23 protein-coding genes are annotated in these 14176 nt (G+C 34.1%); 3 read left to right on the top strand and 20 right to left on the bottom strand.

The features are described from left to right. Positions 1-22 precede the first annotated feature (22 nt). The 3 genes from C237_RS0108815 to C237_RS0108805 all read left to right on the top strand — a co-directional run bounded on the left by C237_RS0108815 (position 23) and on the right by C237_RS0108805 (position 1188). Positions 23-442, top strand: a complete 420-nt coding sequence (locus C237_RS0108815) for a hypothetical protein (protein ID WP_018676134.1) — start codon at positions 23-25, stop codon at positions 440-442. Positions 443-518: 76 nt separating this feature from the next. Next, positions 519-740 carry a hypothetical protein gene (locus tag C237_RS0108810; RefSeq protein WP_018676133.1) on the top strand — a complete coding sequence of 74 codons (222 nt, stop codon included), beginning with the start codon at positions 519-521 and terminating at the stop codon, positions 738-740. 19 nt (positions 741-759) lie between these two features. Then, entirely contained in the window at positions 760-1188 is a 429-nt protein-coding gene (locus tag C237_RS0108805) for a DUF6943 family protein (RefSeq protein ID WP_018676132.1), read from the top strand. 110 nt (positions 1189-1298) lie between these two features. Here C237_RS0108805 and C237_RS0108800 read toward each other — a convergent pair whose 3' ends face one another. The 20 genes from C237_RS0108800 to C237_RS0108700 all read right to left on the bottom strand — a co-directional run bounded on the left by C237_RS0108800 (position 1299) and on the right by C237_RS0108700 (position 14147). Continuing rightward, entirely contained in the window at positions 1299-1715 is a 417-nt protein-coding gene (locus tag C237_RS0108800; protein ID WP_018676131.1) for a hypothetical protein, read from the bottom strand. Between the two features lie 2 nt (positions 1716-1717). Next, positions 1718-2158: a hypothetical protein gene (locus tag C237_RS0108795; protein ID WP_018676130.1), complete on the bottom strand. Its 441-nt coding sequence runs from the start codon at positions 2156-2158 to the stop codon at positions 1718-1720. Continuing rightward, entirely contained in the window at positions 2139-3011 is an 873-nt protein-coding gene (locus tag C237_RS0108790; protein ID WP_018676129.1) for a hypothetical protein, read from the bottom strand. Before C237_RS0108790 ends, C237_RS0108795 begins: the two co-directional genes overlap by 20 nt. After that, complete coding sequence (locus tag C237_RS0108785) at positions 3008-3916, bottom strand: DUF6712 family protein (protein ID WP_018676128.1); 909 nt, start codon at positions 3914-3916, stop codon at positions 3008-3010. Before C237_RS0108785 ends, C237_RS0108790 begins: the two co-directional genes overlap by 4 nt. Positions 3917-4014: 98 nt before the next feature. Next, positions 4015-5364: a hypothetical protein gene (locus C237_RS0108780; protein WP_018676127.1), complete on the bottom strand. Its 1350-nt coding sequence runs from the start codon at positions 5362-5364 to the stop codon at positions 4015-4017. After that, on the bottom strand, positions 5345-5653 hold the full coding sequence (locus C237_RS0108775; protein ID WP_018676126.1) for a hypothetical protein: 309 nt from the start codon (positions 5651-5653) through the stop codon (positions 5345-5347). The genes C237_RS0108780 and C237_RS0108775 overlap by 20 nt, the downstream gene beginning before the upstream one ends. A 45-nt stretch (positions 5654-5698) precedes the next feature. Beyond that, positions 5699-5944 (bottom strand): hypothetical protein, encoded by a 246-nt coding sequence (locus C237_RS0108770; protein WP_018676125.1) that lies wholly within the window; start codon positions 5942-5944, stop codon positions 5699-5701. Between the two features lie 20 nt (positions 5945-5964). After that, positions 5965-6324 carry a hypothetical protein gene (locus tag C237_RS0108765; protein WP_018676124.1) on the bottom strand — a complete coding sequence of 120 codons (360 nt, stop codon included), beginning with the start codon at positions 6322-6324 and terminating at the stop codon, positions 5965-5967. A gap of 4 nt (positions 6325-6328) precedes the next feature. After that, a complete protein-coding gene (locus C237_RS0108760; RefSeq protein ID WP_018676123.1) occupies positions 6329-6559 on the bottom strand; it encodes a hypothetical protein in 231 nt (76 codons plus the stop codon). A gap of 17 nt (positions 6560-6576) precedes the next feature. Beyond that, positions 6577-6858 carry a hypothetical protein gene (locus C237_RS0108755; protein ID WP_018676122.1) on the bottom strand — a complete coding sequence of 94 codons (282 nt, stop codon included), beginning with the start codon at positions 6856-6858 and terminating at the stop codon, positions 6577-6579. Positions 6859-7295: 437 nt separating this feature from the next. After that, complete coding sequence (locus tag C237_RS0108745) at positions 7296-8150, bottom strand: hypothetical protein (protein WP_156809740.1); 855 nt, start codon at positions 8148-8150, stop codon at positions 7296-7298. A gap of 120 nt (positions 8151-8270) precedes the next feature. Beyond that, entirely contained in the window at positions 8271-8681 is a 411-nt protein-coding gene (locus C237_RS0108740; protein ID WP_018676119.1) for a hypothetical protein, read from the bottom strand. A gap of 24 nt (positions 8682-8705) precedes the next feature. Continuing rightward, a complete protein-coding gene (locus C237_RS0108735; RefSeq protein ID WP_018676118.1) occupies positions 8706-8903 on the bottom strand; it encodes a type II toxin-antitoxin system HicA family toxin in 198 nt (65 codons plus the stop codon). A gap of 87 nt (positions 8904-8990) precedes the next feature. Then, the gene (locus tag C237_RS0108730; protein ID WP_018676117.1) at positions 8991-10697 is read right to left on the bottom strand and encodes a hypothetical protein; all 1707 of its coding nucleotides are present in this window, start codon (positions 10695-10697) and stop codon (positions 8991-8993) included. Then, positions 10669-11319 carry a hypothetical protein gene (locus C237_RS0108725; protein ID WP_018676116.1) on the bottom strand — a complete coding sequence of 217 codons (651 nt, stop codon included), beginning with the start codon at positions 11317-11319 and terminating at the stop codon, positions 10669-10671. Before C237_RS0108725 ends, C237_RS0108730 begins: the two co-directional genes overlap by 29 nt. After that, positions 11291-11611, bottom strand: a complete 321-nt coding sequence (locus C237_RS0108720) for a hypothetical protein (RefSeq protein ID WP_018676115.1) — start codon at positions 11609-11611, stop codon at positions 11291-11293. The genes C237_RS0108725 and C237_RS0108720 overlap by 29 nt, the downstream gene beginning before the upstream one ends. Continuing rightward, positions 11608-11874, bottom strand: a complete 267-nt coding sequence (locus C237_RS0108715) for a DUF1145 domain-containing protein (protein ID WP_018676114.1) — start codon at positions 11872-11874, stop codon at positions 11608-11610. The genes C237_RS0108720 and C237_RS0108715 overlap by 4 nt, the downstream gene beginning before the upstream one ends. Next, complete coding sequence (locus C237_RS0108710; RefSeq protein ID WP_018676113.1) at positions 11871-12446, bottom strand: phospholipase D-like domain-containing protein; 576 nt, start codon at positions 12444-12446, stop codon at positions 11871-11873. The genes C237_RS0108715 and C237_RS0108710 overlap by 4 nt, the downstream gene beginning before the upstream one ends. Next, positions 12424-13257 carry a hypothetical protein gene (locus C237_RS0108705; RefSeq protein ID WP_018676112.1) on the bottom strand — a complete coding sequence of 278 codons (834 nt, stop codon included), beginning with the start codon at positions 13255-13257 and terminating at the stop codon, positions 12424-12426. The genes C237_RS0108710 and C237_RS0108705 overlap by 23 nt, the downstream gene beginning before the upstream one ends. 83 nt (positions 13258-13340) lie before the next feature. Continuing rightward, entirely contained in the window at positions 13341-14147 is an 807-nt protein-coding gene (locus C237_RS0108700; RefSeq protein ID WP_018676111.1) for a hypothetical protein, read from the bottom strand. Between the last annotated feature and the right edge of the window lie 29 nt (positions 14148-14176).

Here is a 14176-nt window from a genome sequence, read left to right as displayed (position 1 = left end):
TTACATAAGTAAAACAAACAAAATGAACAAGTTACAAGAAAACGGCAAAGTTGTGAACAAAGTAGCAACTGCCACAGAACAAAAGAAAAGTGTTAAAGCAACTGAAACAAAAAATCCAGTAAAACAGGATTTAAACGACAAAAAAGAAGAATTATCAAAAATTCTGTCTGTAAAGTCCGCTGACCAAAGAATTAAAAATTTAGATATTATCCAAAAAATGGCGGATAAGCATAAGTTTTTAAAACAAAAAAGAGATGCCCTAAGTTCCTTTATGGTTTCTCGTGATGGACTTAGGGAAAAACTTTTTGTAATGAATGACAATGAGGAAAGTTTTGAGATAAGCAACGGAACTATTATATCTGAGTTATTAGATATTTGTTCTCAAAAATTAGATGAAATGTTAGAAGAAAGCGAAACGCAAATTCTTAATTTTCAAATTTAATCTATAAAAATGCCCTCTCACTGTGACGAGTGGGAGGGCTTTGTTTAAAATTCACAGTAAGCAGTAAAACAAACATATGAACTCAACAGCCACAAAAGTACAAAAAATTTCTGATATTGTTTTTCAAGAATTGAAAAAACAAGGATTTTCTAAATATTTCAATTGGATAGATTACAACTATTTCAAAAAGAATATAGATACATCAAATCTAACCGATAGAGAAGTAGCGGATAAAATTGTATCTGAATTTATCAACTATCATAGTGATGTTTCAGACTTCGCAGAATACGAATTTTAAAATCCTAAATATACAGAAAATGACTATCAAAACATATAACGGCAATATTAGCCAACCACTAAAAGAAGAAAATATTTTTTATATACAATCTCACGGATTACACGCTGGAAGACCTTTAAAAAAGCCTATTGCAAATTGTTGGGAAATTAGAACCAAATTATCTTTTGCCTTTGAAATATTAACTATTGTTTTTGAAAGCAGAATTTTAGAAACCTTTTTGCTTGGTTCGGTAATTCCATTTTTAAGATTGGAAGATTATAAAAAAATCATTACCCCAATTTTAAACAATGCCTATAATGATGATAAAATAAATCAAAAATACTTACAACTTGAGAAGATAGAAAAACAATTGAAAATAGGAGAGCAAACACATAGTATTTTGAAAGAATTAAAGCGGACTATATGTTTACAAGCAATGAAAGAAATAAAAGAAAAAACGCCATTATAAGGCGTTTTTTTTGTCAAAAAAAAAACGCCGCTTCGCTGGGGTTGTAAGGGACCCCAGCGAAGCGGTTTTTTCATTGGAATTAATTTTTTAGCACTTTTACAAAGTGATTTTCACAACAACCCTTCTCTATTTGCTAAGGCTCGGAATTGTTGTTTTACTTCTTCCGTAAAGCCATAGGAAAGGGATTTTACTAGGAATTTCTTATGTACCATAGTGGGCTTGTTATGTACAGGGTAGTTTTTCTTTTTTCGTTTGCCTCCTGGTACTTTTCGTGTTCCTCGGGTATAGCCTTTGCTTTTTCGTGTTTTCATATCTACAAATCGCATAGGGGCTGGAATACGATAATCCACCGCATTATCCGAAACACTAATGCTTGACCTTTCCCATTTTGAAGAACGAAACTGATTCCTGCTTCTGACTCTTTTGCTGGATTTTAAAACATCTTCACCATACTGTTCAAGCATGGCTTTAATAAATCGTCCCTCTATGATACCTTTTTCGGATTTTCTCTCGTCTAGTAGTCCCATAACTATAATTGTATATCAAGGCTCCAGCCATTACACTGGGATTTTTTCCACACGGGGTCAAAGTCCAGAGCATTAAGATCTATATTTGCCATTGGCATATAGCAAGGGTCTGAAATTTTCCTAATTAAAATATTTCTGACTTTTCGCATCAGTTGATAGGTTCTTTCAAAAACTTCTATAAACTCTTCTTCTGAAAGTTCGGAATAGTCGGTTTTTTCCAGTACCATAATTTGAGACACCATAGTGTCTTTTATAGCATCTGCATTGATAGCATCTGTGCCATAACTTGGTAGTACGCCCACCAAATAGGCGTTATCACTTTTTTCTCTTCTTTCTAAAGTGTTGCCCAGTTGGCTATCATCGACTACTATCCATGCCTTGTTAATACCCTCTATTTCGGATTTTATTTCCTGAAGTAACTCATTAAATAGTTTTGGACTCATTTTTTTCGTTTTGAATTTCGTCTAATCTTCGTTTTTTCATTTCGTATAGTCTTAGCAATATCGTCCACATATTTGTTTCTCTTACTTTGTTATAAGAGCCAAATATTCCGCTTTCTGCTATATCGTGTACGATGCTGTGCATTCCTATTCCTGGAATATTGGATTTTTGCTCAGCCCCTGTTTCTTGGTAGATGATACTAAGGTTTATATTTTGTCCCATTACCATCAATTCTCCACCTAAAATATACTGCTGCATCGAGGTAAACCATAGATAAAATCCATATAAATGACGAATATCCACATGCTTGAATATACCTTTTGCTTTTTTCTTGGCATTTTTTAACTCATAACGCTCATTCCTGCCTAAATAAAAAATACCAAATAAAGTCCGTAGGGCTTCTATATCTCCAGTTTGAGAGAAATAGATATATTCTTCTAGCCCGTCCACATATTGACCAAATTCTACATCTTCAAAGCCGTCTTTAGGTCCAAAAAAGGTAGTGAATAATTTGAGATAAGGTAAGTGATTATTATAAAAATCTAATTTTATTTCTAATTGTGTTCCTTCAGGTGTTTCTGTTCTATCAAAAAAATGGTCTATATGCTCTGATAACATAAAAATCTGTTGCCATTTTGTATCCTCTTCGGAAATTTCTTTAGGAATAAATTTTGGTGACTTTAAGTTTAATAAGGCATATAACGCTAAGACACGAAAGTCTAAATAGTTAATTTCGCCAGCATTATACATATAGAGCAATTTTGCCATATCTGCATATTGGCGTTTGTCGCATTCTGCTAAATTCTCTGGCAAGAATAGCGTTTTATTTACTTTTGGAAAATCAATTATAATCATAAATCCACAAAGGCATCATCTCCGCTAAAACCCAAATCCCATTCTATGGGCTTGATTGGCTCAACGAAGATATTTTTAGGTTTATTTTTACTCATATAGTCTTCTATCTTTTGAAGATATTTTAGGGTATCTTTATCAAAAACCATTGCTGTTTCTAAGTATTCTAATTTACTCCCTTGCTTTTTATTAGCACTCCCTGTTTTGGAATACTGTAAAACACCTTTTGGAAATAGTTGAATATTAAGCCTACGAATACCCCAAGCCATTGCATAATTAACGGCTGCTAATTCTATTAGGTCTCTAAGTTCTGTTGTGATTAGTGTTCTGTCATCAAAATAATTTTTGCCAATTCTACTCAACAAATCTATTTTTTCAAACTCTCTAAGTCCTGGCAATAATTTAAAATAGAGTAGATGAGACCCCCCAATATTATACACTTTTTCAAAAGTTTTTAAATCTGGAATAAACAATCCTATACTATCATACTTTTTTAAATTGATAGTGATATTGTTTTTCTGCATATACTTTAACAATCTATCTAAATGACGATAGTATAAGTTTTCTAGTGCCTCTTGATTGGCTTCAATTTGCCATTCAAAAGCAGAGACCGTATGGTCATCTCTACGCATTAGGCGGCCATTATTCGTTACGGATAGGTCGGCAGTTGGAGCGTAAATAATGTAAGCCTTTAAGGCAATAGCATATTTAACCAACTCAAGCATTTCTGCATCAGGACTGAGAGAAAGCAATTGTTGATATGTAGTTTCACTAATTAAATCTACAATTTCATCTGTTGCCGACTGCAACGCGGATTTTAGCCTTGCAAAACGAATATCCGCATCTACAAAGCCCAGTAACTCCTTAAACTCAGCGGAAAAGTTATTTTTATCGAATAATAAGTCCATAAATGATTCTTAATAGTGTATAAAAACCTAATCCTGCACAGAAAACAGCGAATATTACTAATAAAACGGCTATCAATCGACAGCCTTTAGGTGGCATTTCATTGTTCATAGTTGATAATTTTATTACGGTCTTTTTTAGAAATATCTTCTTGTCTTTTAGAGCTTTCGTGATAAAAGCCCATTTTTAGCCTTTTGTGTGGAAAATTGATTTTAAGAGCGGCATTTATCACTTTCATTACCACCATTTCTGGCAAATCTATTCCTGAAAGCAAGTAATTATTAAAGGCATAATATTGTTCGGAACCGCTATCGGATTTTCCCCCGTGCGATAGATTCCCGAGTGCAGAATGTATCCCTATTCCCGTCGCTACGGAGGCATCGGCTTTGTTGGCAATATCAATGTGGCTCTGGACTACATCCCGCATCTTCTGGTCTATTACATTGATTTCCCAACCTAATTCTGATAAGTTGGCTCCGTCCACATACAGCACTCGTTCACTATGCCAAAATTTCCCCGCATTTTCAATTCCAGATAGCACTTCCTTAATTTCCCTTAATATTTTTCTTCGTAGGGCTTTCAGCATAGATTCTTTATAATCTCTGCCTTCCAAAGTGCATTTTTCTTTTAGTTCTTCGCGTTTAGCATCCCAAAATTCTTTAGGTGAAGTGATATGATATTTTATATTTATTGCATTCTTACTTAGTGCTGCCAAAAATTTAGGAACATTACTCGACTGGATAATCCAAGGAATAGATCCTAATATATGCGGAATACTAAAAAAGTCCGAACAAAAGGTATATAGATTGGAATACTTAATGGATATACCCGATTTGAACGGATTTTGTTCATCAAACATCGGATATACATTGTATTCGTTTGGCTCGTCTTGATTGTGTAGAATAATATGTGTAGGCGTAAACTTTTTACCTACCACCAGTGGCTTATAGGGTACTATATGCTCTAACTTTGCGACTTTCTGATTAGTCCCTATTCGCCAACCTTTTGTTAAAATAACTTTTGTATAACAGCTTTCTATATGGGAATAGTCTGTAACGCATTTGGCTAAATAGCCTTCATAGTCCCAAGTGTCTAGCCACTTCTGTACTTCAGCGTCATCTTGATACTCTCTGACTAAAGTCCCATCTACAAACTTTTCTTCATAGAGTTTAGGACCTTGTCCCCAGTTCAGTTGCGTTTTTTTATTAAGTATTCCTGGAGCAATAGAATTGGAATAAACAATATTCCTAATGATAAGCGGTAATTGATTGTTTTCTCCATACGGAAATACATTCCAATCATCATACCTTGATACGATTGGGCGACTCTCAAAAACATCAAGAGGTGACCATGGCGTATGGTTTTCTCTCTTTTTATCTATTACTTCATAAGTAAACGAACATTGTTCATCTGTACTTATCGCATTATGATCATCTATAAACTCTATCATGCGTGATTTTTATTCCGTTAAACTTCATCAGTAATGGAAGCCAAAAATGTTTTTTATCGCCTGTTTCAGTATCTTCATAGGCAATAAGATTATTGGCATAGCGACTTTTCTTTTTTGGAAGTCCAGCCGAAAGCAAAACTCTGTCTAACTCTATATATCCACTGCTTTTTTGCTTACTTCTATCACATGAAATAAATCCAATGCGAAAAGGAATGTTTTGCGAACTTAATTTTCGCATCGCTCTAAGTGCATCATAGATATTAATTTCTTTGTTAGCCAGTTGTTCCATAATGCAAAAAACGGCAACTCATTTGAGTTGCCGTGCCAAACTAATTTACAATTGTTCCAGCATTTCCATAGCCATATTATAGGCTTCGTCATATTCTTTTTTAGAAATTTCTTCGGTTATGTACTGATAAGCTCCTATATCGTGCCAATGTTCTGCAATTATAGTTTTTAGTTTTGTTTCGTTACCATTAAACACTACGGCAACCCCTTTATAATATAATTGATTTTCAGAGGTTATTTTCATATAGCATCTTTCAATAGCCAAACTTGTTTTTAGATATTTTAAAGCCATTTTAAAGTGTTTTTAAAGTTTCAACATCTAATATAGGGGATATTGCAAATAATAACTTTTACTTGCCTTTCTGTAAGAGTAGATTTGAAAATAAAAGCATACTCCACTTCGTCATACGAAATACTCCAGCTTCCGACACTTTGTGTTTCTTGCAGGGCTTCTTTAAGCATTAAAATGGAGTTAAAATAAGGCGTTACAATTTTATATTCTGAAATAATATCGGGGTTGTCTTCTACTACGAAGTCTTCTGAATTAAAATGAAGAATTGCTGTGCGGTCTTCATCCACTAAAGTCAGGATTTTACCACTTTTAGTGAATAGACTTCCTGCTTCTATAATATCTCCATTGTGTTCTATATCTATGATATTTCTGTAATACATAATGTTAGGGTTTTAAGTTAGAGTTTTTGCTTTGAGTTCTGATAATTTTTCTAAGGGCGGCATGGAGCATCGCCCTTTTTTCTCTCTCAATGTATGGTACATCAGAGTCATAGAGGTAGGCATCTCGGAATACCTCAAACAAACAGTCTTCTATCTCTTGTTGTGAGAATAGTGCGCGTAATTGCTCCAGTTCCTGCTGAGCAACTAACTGTAACGGAGTTAATTTTTCTTCCATTTTTACATGTTTTTTAGTTAATAATGCCCATAAAATTGACGCTGTAACTTGATATATGCAAGTTGGAAGTTTCTGGAAACTGCGGAGTGGGTATGCCCCTGCTGGTCAAGCACCGAGAGGCGATAAAGCCCGTTACCTAGTGATTTGTAATTAAATCTGCGGAATTTGTTTTTGCGATAGAACTCGCAAGGCGTTTCTAATTTTGGTAGTTTGGTCGTGAAACCCTTTGCAGCCTGTGCGTTGGCAAAACGGAAGATATCCAAGTCTGGATTACCTTCTAAATTGATTGTTTGTAGCATGACAATACTATTTAAAAGTTAATGTAAAATGTTTAATAAATAAAAACCCCCAAAGGAGTTGCTACAACATCGTAAGAACGATACAGACCTTTCGGTCTCTCCAATAGGGGTTAATCTATGATGATTAAAATCCGTTAAAATGTAAGATTACTTACGATATTGTAGCGTTGCAAATATATAAAAAAAATTAAATATATCACTTATTTATTGGATAAATTTAATTTCTATAAAATTATTATATTTGAAGAAAAAAAGGCTATGAAACAGAAAGTTATCTATATCGTTTTGCTACTAATAATAGTTGTTCTAGGGGTTGTAGTATATCAACAATATAAGGAAATACAAGATTTAGAGCTTGTATTAAGCCAATGTGAGGATGCTTATTATAAAAATATTGGGTACTAAAAAAGCCCCTGATAGGGCTTGAATTATAGTTTTTATTTTAGATCTAATTCTTTTGATAGCTCCGAGTACCTGTCAATTATATCCTCATTAAGCCAATGATTTTTCGTTATTTTTATAGTTTTAGAAGTACCATTGGTATATTGAATATTCACTGATGTTAATTCTAATGTTTGAACTATATCTGTTAGCCATACATCATCAAAACTCCATTCTGAAATATCATATTTTTCAACTGGTCCAATACCTTTCCGACTAGCATTATATGTTCCTCTTCGATATAGAACCTTGTCATCTACTGAATTTATACCATAAAAATTAAAAGTGATATATTTTATTGTTTTGTTTGAAAAATTAATAATTCTAAATTTTGCTCCAGTCATAGAGTAATTATCTGTAGGAACTGCTTCAAGTATGGCAATTCCTAAATTTTCATATCTGTTTAATTTTTCAAATAGTCGTTTTTTTTCTTTTAAGACTAATACTTCGGATAAATTCTTAGCTTCCTGTTTTATCAATTCTTTATCATCTTCAGAAAGTTCATCATACCAATCCATATAGTCTACAAAAGTTTTTTCTCCATTTAACCTATAAACTTTATTATTAAAGTTCACGGGATAATAATATTCATAACTTCCATACATAACTTTAAGAAAATATGATGTACCACTACCATATTTATCGCATGAGGAATAACCACTAATAAATAGCATGGCATCTTCTGGAGGCTGTGGATATTTGCTATAACTATCAATAGTACAATATTCACTTACTTTTGTATATATTTTATCTTCATTATCTATGTAATAAAGTAAAGAATCTAACTTTTCTTGATTCTGACTCAATATATAGATAGGAACTAGTAATAAAAATGATAGAATTTTTTTCATAGAATTGTTTTTCCACAAAAATAATAAAAACATTTCAAAGCGTTGCATTTAGGGAAATAAAAAAGCCCCACCGAAAATCGGGGAGGCTTAAAGTGTAAAAGAAACGCTGTCAAACAATATCTATACACTTACTAATTCTTTTCCAATAGTCCGAATACCATTGAGTATTTGCTCTCTTTTATCGGGGCGTGGCTTTCTATAACCAGTCATATAATGCCCTAATTGTCTTTCATTAATTCCAGTTACTCTAGATAATGCAGAGCGTGTAATTAACCCGTCTAACTTATGTAATAAGGCAGAAACTTCAAGGTCAAAAACTAACTCATAATTTCCTTTCGTAAGATATTCTGGTAACTGGTCTCCATCTTCTATACAGCCCTCAATATGGAATTTTAAGGATTCAGCAAAACTTCTTTTTAGAGTGTCTAAATCTTTATGAGTACAGACTACAATACCATTAATATCTTTATCATCACATACCGCAGAATAATTTTTATCTTCCCAACCGATGTTTACTTTTAATTGTTTCATATTGTTTTTATTTGTGCAGGGGGCTTATCGCCACCCTGCTTGTTTGAAAATACTGTTTAATAATTCTTGGCTTAAAGTATCACTTGGCTTTCCATTTACAGTGACTTTTCCTTTTTTAGTGGGGTGTTTGAACTGTCTGTGACTTGTGCCGTTGTGTTTGCTAAGATACCACCCGTCTTCTTTTAGCATTTTTAGAATTTCTTTTACTTTAAACCTTTTCATTTTAGTTGTTTTTGATATTGTTTGACTATGCAAAGATAGTAAAAATACTATCATAAGCAAATTTTTTAACAACTTTTTTTTAAAAAATTAACCCATAGTTTCTGGGTCGCTCCATTCCATCTGTTGTTTTTTTATAATTGCTAAGAATGGACGGCGACAAATAAGGTATTTTAAAGCATCGGACATATTGGTAGAATACATTGGGCGTTTTTTTAGCGGGAGTTTTTCCGAAGTTTTATTTTTAAATAATTGATTAACGCCTCTTTTGTTTGGCTTTACGATTTGAGTGGCAACATTCATTGAAGAAATTAATTCTCTACATTGGTAGCGGTCGATAGCCAAACCAGGCAACCCTTGATAAGTCCCATTCATAATTGCTTTAGCCATTATAAATTCTGTTTGTTGCTCAATATTTCCCTGATTTCGGCTCATTAAATTAACTTTCCAGCCTGTTTTGTTTCCATCTTTGTCTGTTTCTAAAAAGTTCTTGATTTCCGTTGCCCAGTCCCGTCCTAACTGCTGATATTGATTTCCTGAACGATCATAATACAAATCTATTTCTTTTGTTTTATGATGTTTAAAAAACTCTAAAAACTTAGAGCATAACGCTTCCGAAGACTCTGGAGCCAGTGTCCAAAAGTTTTTTAATACGCGTATTAGCTGTTTGTTGGATTGTGCTACCACCATAGAACATTGGTCGCCAAAGTCTATACCTAATTCTAATTTAGCGTTAGGGTTGATATATTGTAACCCTAATGAGGTTAATTCTGCATCGTCCCCAGTGTTAAACTGCTGATAATATTTAAAGTTTATACCATCATCATAGATATGCTTGTCCTCGAACGCTACATAGAATTTTTGTCCTGCTTCTACTTGCGGGGGTAACGAAAGCACAGAGGTATTAAATTCTACTGTTCCTAATGCTGCTAAAGCCGTTTTAAAATAATCTAATCTTAAAATATCGACATTAACGAAACTCGACGCCATATAGAAAAATGTAGAATTTTTCCTAAGCCGTTCCCAAAGCTCAGAAATTTTAGCAATTTTCCGCTGAGTTTTCTGGAGGAGTCTTTTATTTCGTTTTCTGGCGTAGTGGATAGCATCGGCTTTGGCTTCGTTAAGTTCTAAAGAAATTTGGAGCAAATATTTCATTTGCTGTTTATCCATATCTTTTTCCCTATCCAGAATCCAATCATACTCCCCAGGCATAATAATATTAGGATAATCCGTAGTAAATGTTAATCCTAAATAATAAGCGGAGTGTCCAAATATTGTGGAGTCTCCACGCAGGGCAGGGAAGAGGCGGTCTATTCTCCGCTTTTCTAAATATTTCGTTTCATCACCTACCAAATGTTGGTAGGAGTTACCCGCACCAGAACTGGGCGTATCCATCGAAATATAGTTAAAGAAATTTCCTAGAAAAGTGGATATAGTATGCTTATAAGTTTGTGGAGCTTTATAAGGCTTTTTAAAATGCTGTGGAGGCGGTTGGTCTACTACATAATGAATACCCTCTACCCAACCTTTACGATTCCAGCCTTCTATTATTGAAGGCACCACATTTTTAAGCAAATTAGTATAGGTATCTCCAACGATTCCAATATAGCAACCTGGCATATCGTAGCAAACATCCATCAACCTTTCAGCTTGATAGTCCGTAGTTTTACCCGTACCACGCCCTAATACGAGGAATAAATTTTGTGGCTGCATCACATCTACTAATGTTTTGAGCCACGAAGCATAACGCACTTCTACATCGTTAAAATCAGTTCTTACGAGGATTTTCTTCTTCATCTTGGAATATTTTTACAGGAAGAATTAATGCTTCCTGCTTTATCCTTTCTTTCGCTTTTTCAGTCAGTTCTTTTGTATTTTCATCTATCCATAATTCAATTTCCTTACGGTCTTCGTTTGGTAATTCAAAGTGTTTGTCCATATCCATAGTATAAACCTTAAACGGCTTTCTGAGTGCGTCCTCTGGCGTTTCGATAGGATCTTCTTTGTCTAGCCCTCTAAACTTAAAGGCTCTTTCTTTAATTTTAGATGCTTTCTCTATATCTGCGGTTGTTTCCGCTAGTGCTATGGCTAAATTATAGGCATTGTCTAAATCGTCAGCATAAACATTTCGCCATGCGGCCTTTGAAATTTCATTGTCGGAGTAGAAATACTCTATACTTTCATTGTAAAGTTGAACGGCTTTAAGTCTGTTCCCTTTCAAATCTGGCTCAAACGAAATAAGATGTTTTAGGATAGCCTCTTTAGTTCCAAAAACATCGTGGCGGAGTCGCATAGCCCTAATTTTATCCAACATATTGACATATTGAACAAACCCTTCAGGCATATTGTCCATACGCCCGTTTTCTATCCAATCATATAAATCGTCTAGGTTATAGTCCGTCAATTTCTTCTTCGCCATAGATATACTTTTTTTTCAATTCTGCTAAACGCTGTCCTCTTCTTACTTTTTCCAGTTGCTGGTGGGCTGTTATATTACCACTCATGGCGTTTTCTGCTAATTTCATTCCTGCGTTAGCATCTACAATCAAAACCCCACGATCGTAATAATATCGGACTTGAGAGTTGGGATTTTTCCATTCTTTCATAAAGTCCTTTCGTGGTACATCCAGATACATTGCAATTCTCTCAGGTCCGTAACCCGCTCCTGCGAGGTTTTCTATTTGCGTGTATTCATCATCTGATAGTATCATTTCTTTTTCTTTTCAAAATAATTCATAGAGATATAGTGCATCAAAACACTACCTACCACAGAACCTAACAAATAAGTGAGCATTAGTATAGGTCTATCAAAATTTTGAACGACATTTTTTATAACCAAAAGCCAAATGCCGTTACTTAGTACACTTGCTATTGTATGAAAAGTGATACTATCGCTATTCCTCGCCCTACTTACAAGTGTGAAACTGGCATTTTGTAAGACTACCAGTCCGAACATTTTTAATATTTCAATCATTCAAATATAGTTTTTCGGAATTCGTAAACTTCTTCAGAATTTGTTAGTACATATTGCTCAAGCTGTGCGTTTTCACTCCAATTTCCAGAACCCTCTAACACCAAATGAAACCCATCAGTTTTTATAAGACATATTTTAGAGTGATTCCAGGAGTATTTGACACTAAAGTTTCCATTGTGTCTGCATACACCTTCTAACACATCAATTGTTAATGGATTTCTTTTGGGCATAGAATCGGAAATAAGTAACCTTACCTTTCCAATTCTCCCATTTTGCTGTAGTTCTTGCAATGCTTCTACTACACGCCTGCTGATACTATATGTACTGGCATATAATTCTTCAATAAAATGAAGTTTTGCAATAAATGGTATGAAGGTAAACGCATTGAAAGCCTTTTCTGTTTGTAGAAAAAACACCTCTCCCTCTTGGGGTATTCTAACGAGTTGATTTAGGTTTTCAATGCGGTCAATATGTTTGTTTAAATATACCGAAGTAACTTCTGGAAACGCTTCCCTCTTTTCTTTATGAAGTGAGGAAAGCGTGAAAAATTTATTTTTCTTTGAGTCTTTCATCTACTAACTTTTGCTTTTTCTCTAGTATTGATAAGTCTTCAGAAAGTTTAGATTTTCGCTCTTCATCATCGGCTTCTTTAATCGCTTTTTTCTTTTTAGAAATATTGGATTTTAGATTATTTTTAGTCTTTGCTAACTCTTCAGCTGACATAGCCTTCACCTCTTTTTCTAATTTGTAATCTTCAAAAATTGGGTGTTCTGCTAGAAAATCTTGATGTTCTTTATAGTATTGAAGTTCATCATGGATTTCTCTATTCACTTCAAAATCTTCTAACAATTCATTAGCGATTTTAAATATTTGGATTTCGTCTAGTTTAGGCTCAGTAACATTGGCTACTTTTTCAAATAACTCTGTGTGTTTACTTTTGAAATTATGAAATGCTGTAATCGCATCATTAGCTAAAATTTTCAATTCATTAGGACAATCTTTTTCTCTAAGAAAGGGATATTCTGTAGAAAATCTAAGCCCCGTCTTTTCTTCTTCGTTCATATCTTTTAAGATATTCTCAAACTCGCTTCTGGCTTCGGGACTTGCTTTTACTTGTTCTGATATTTCTAAGTCTGTTTTTAAAACTTGTTCTACCTCTAGTTCTGGTATAATATGATTAACAATATCTGTATTTGAAATACCTAAATGCTGTTTTACATCGTACTCTAGTGTTTCTAATAGAGTAGGGTTATAGCCTCTGGCATTATAGGATCTTATAAGGTTGGGGTTTCCCTCTGTGCTAATATAAGCACCTAAAAGAGAGTTAAATCTCTTTTGCGGATTATGCTCTGTTTTTAAAATAGTTAAGACTTGATTTTTCATGTTGGGATTTTTTGAAATTATATACAAAAAACGGCAACCCAAATGAGTTGCCGTGCCAAACTAAAAATAATGTTATGAAAAAACTACCTTCTAGCCACTTCTACTAAGTAAGTTTTATCAGCCTTTACCACTCGGAAATCAATAGCAGCATCTTTGAGTGCTACCCAATCTGTAGCCTCTTTAGTTAATATTGCTACCGCACCAGTTGGACTGTTTTTAATCTTATAAGGGTCACTGCCACCGGCACCTAGGAATGTTACGGTTTCGTTATGTTCAAAATCTGAAGCAGAGATGGTAACATTAGCAGTAGTAGAAGCAGATGCTAATTGAATGATATTTCCATTTGCCTTGTTGATAGCAAATGTAGAACCCGTTGCATTATAAGGATCTGTGAATGATATTGGACCGTTATAGAACATTACCCTATCATCATTTAGCATTTCCTGTTCAAATGTGAGTGTAGTGATGTTGCTATCCTTATCGTCTTTAGTAGAAGCGGAAAGTTTCATTGGGTGACATTGCGAACCCATTACTTTCCATTCTGAAGTTCCACAACCACCGTAGAAGATTATAAATCCTTCGTTAGCATATTTCTTTAAGAACGACATTACTTCTTTTTCTGTGCCAGGGTGTTCTCCGACAAATTTATTTTTACTTCCCATTCCATCAGGATTTCCACCTGCCTCAGAAGTTGCAGCTTGAGTAGATGGAGTCATATACAACTTAATAAAAGTGGCTCCAGGCTTAAATACATAAGCCCCTTCTAAGGTTACTAGATCTGCACCTACAATGGGGTGTTTTAGAATTTCTTTATTTAAAGCGACTACTGCTTCTCCTCGCTTTGGGGTTGGTAGTCCTGCATTACTTGATTTTTTTAATAATTGTCTCATTGTTTCTTGATTTTAAACTTAAAAAAATA

The sequence above is a fragment of the Riemerella columbina DSM 16469 genome, assembly GCF_000374405.1.
Classification (GTDB): domain Bacteria; phylum Bacteroidota; class Bacteroidia; order Flavobacteriales; family Weeksellaceae; genus Riemerella; species Riemerella columbina.
Note: the sequence above shows the minus strand (reverse complement) of the source record. Positions and strands in the feature narration are given on the sequence as shown.

Bases quoted from the DNA above. Each gene is read 5' to 3' on its own strand.
- C237_RS0108785 (WP_018676128.1), bottom strand. From the start codon at position 3,916: ATGGACTTATTATTCGATAAAAATAACTTTTCCGCTGAGTTTAAGGAG.
- C237_RS0108745 (WP_156809740.1), bottom strand. From the start codon at position 8,150: ATGAAAAAAATTCTATCATTTTTATTACTAGTTCCTATCTATATATTG.
- C237_RS0108755 (WP_018676122.1), bottom strand. From the start codon at position 6,858: ATGCTACAAACAATCAATTTAGAAGGTAATCCAGACTTGGATATCTTC.
- C237_RS0108710 (WP_018676113.1), bottom strand. From the start codon at position 12,446: ATGAAAGACTCAAAGAAAAATAAATTTTTCACGCTTTCCTCACTTCAT.
- C237_RS0108810 (WP_018676133.1), top strand. From the start codon at position 519: ATGAACTCAACAGCCACAAAAGTACAAAAAATTTCTGATATTGTTTTT.
- C237_RS0108805 (WP_018676132.1), top strand. From the start codon at position 760: ATGACTATCAAAACATATAACGGCAATATTAGCCAACCACTAAAAGAA.
- C237_RS0108735 (WP_018676118.1), bottom strand. From the start codon at position 8,903: ATGAAAAGGTTTAAAGTAAAAGAAATTCTAAAAATGCTAAAAGAAGAC.
- C237_RS0108795 (WP_018676130.1), bottom strand. From the start codon at position 2,158: ATGAGTCCAAAACTATTTAATGAGTTACTTCAGGAAATAAAATCCGAA.
- C237_RS0108815 (WP_018676134.1), top strand. From the start codon at position 23: ATGAACAAGTTACAAGAAAACGGCAAAGTTGTGAACAAAGTAGCAACT.
- C237_RS0108765 (WP_018676124.1), bottom strand. From the start codon at position 6,324: ATGTATTACAGAAATATCATAGATATAGAACACAATGGAGATATTATA.
- C237_RS0108715 (WP_018676114.1), bottom strand. From the start codon at position 11,874: ATGATTGAAATATTAAAAATGTTCGGACTGGTAGTCTTACAAAATGCC.
- C237_RS0108775 (WP_018676126.1), bottom strand. From the start codon at position 5,653: ATGGAACAACTGGCTAACAAAGAAATTAATATCTATGATGCACTTAGA.
- C237_RS0108770 (WP_018676125.1), bottom strand. From the start codon at position 5,944: ATGGCTTTAAAATATCTAAAAACAAGTTTGGCTATTGAAAGATGCTAT.
- C237_RS0108780 (WP_018676127.1), bottom strand. From the start codon at position 5,364: ATGATAGAGTTTATAGATGATCATAATGCGATAAGTACAGATGAACAA.
- C237_RS0108730 (WP_018676117.1), bottom strand. From the start codon at position 10,697: ATGAAGAAGAAAATCCTCGTAAGAACTGATTTTAACGATGTAGAAGTG.
- C237_RS0108800 (WP_018676131.1), bottom strand. From the start codon at position 1,715: ATGGGACTACTAGACGAGAGAAAATCCGAAAAAGGTATCATAGAGGGA.
- C237_RS0108725 (WP_018676116.1), bottom strand. From the start codon at position 11,319: ATGGCGAAGAAGAAATTGACGGACTATAACCTAGACGATTTATATGAT.
- C237_RS0108700 (WP_018676111.1), bottom strand. From the start codon at position 14,147: ATGAGACAATTATTAAAAAAATCAAGTAATGCAGGACTACCAACCCCA.
- C237_RS0108760 (WP_018676123.1), bottom strand. From the start codon at position 6,559: ATGGAAGAAAAATTAACTCCGTTACAGTTAGTTGCTCAGCAGGAACTG.
- C237_RS0108740 (WP_018676119.1), bottom strand. From the start codon at position 8,681: ATGAAACAATTAAAAGTAAACATCGGTTGGGAAGATAAAAATTATTCT.
- C237_RS0108790 (WP_018676129.1), bottom strand. From the start codon at position 3,011: ATGATTATAATTGATTTTCCAAAAGTAAATAAAACGCTATTCTTGCCA.
- C237_RS0108705 (WP_018676112.1), bottom strand. From the start codon at position 13,257: ATGAAAAATCAAGTCTTAACTATTTTAAAAACAGAGCATAATCCGCAA.
- C237_RS0108720 (WP_018676115.1), bottom strand. From the start codon at position 11,611: ATGATACTATCAGATGATGAATACACGCAAATAGAAAACCTCGCAGGA.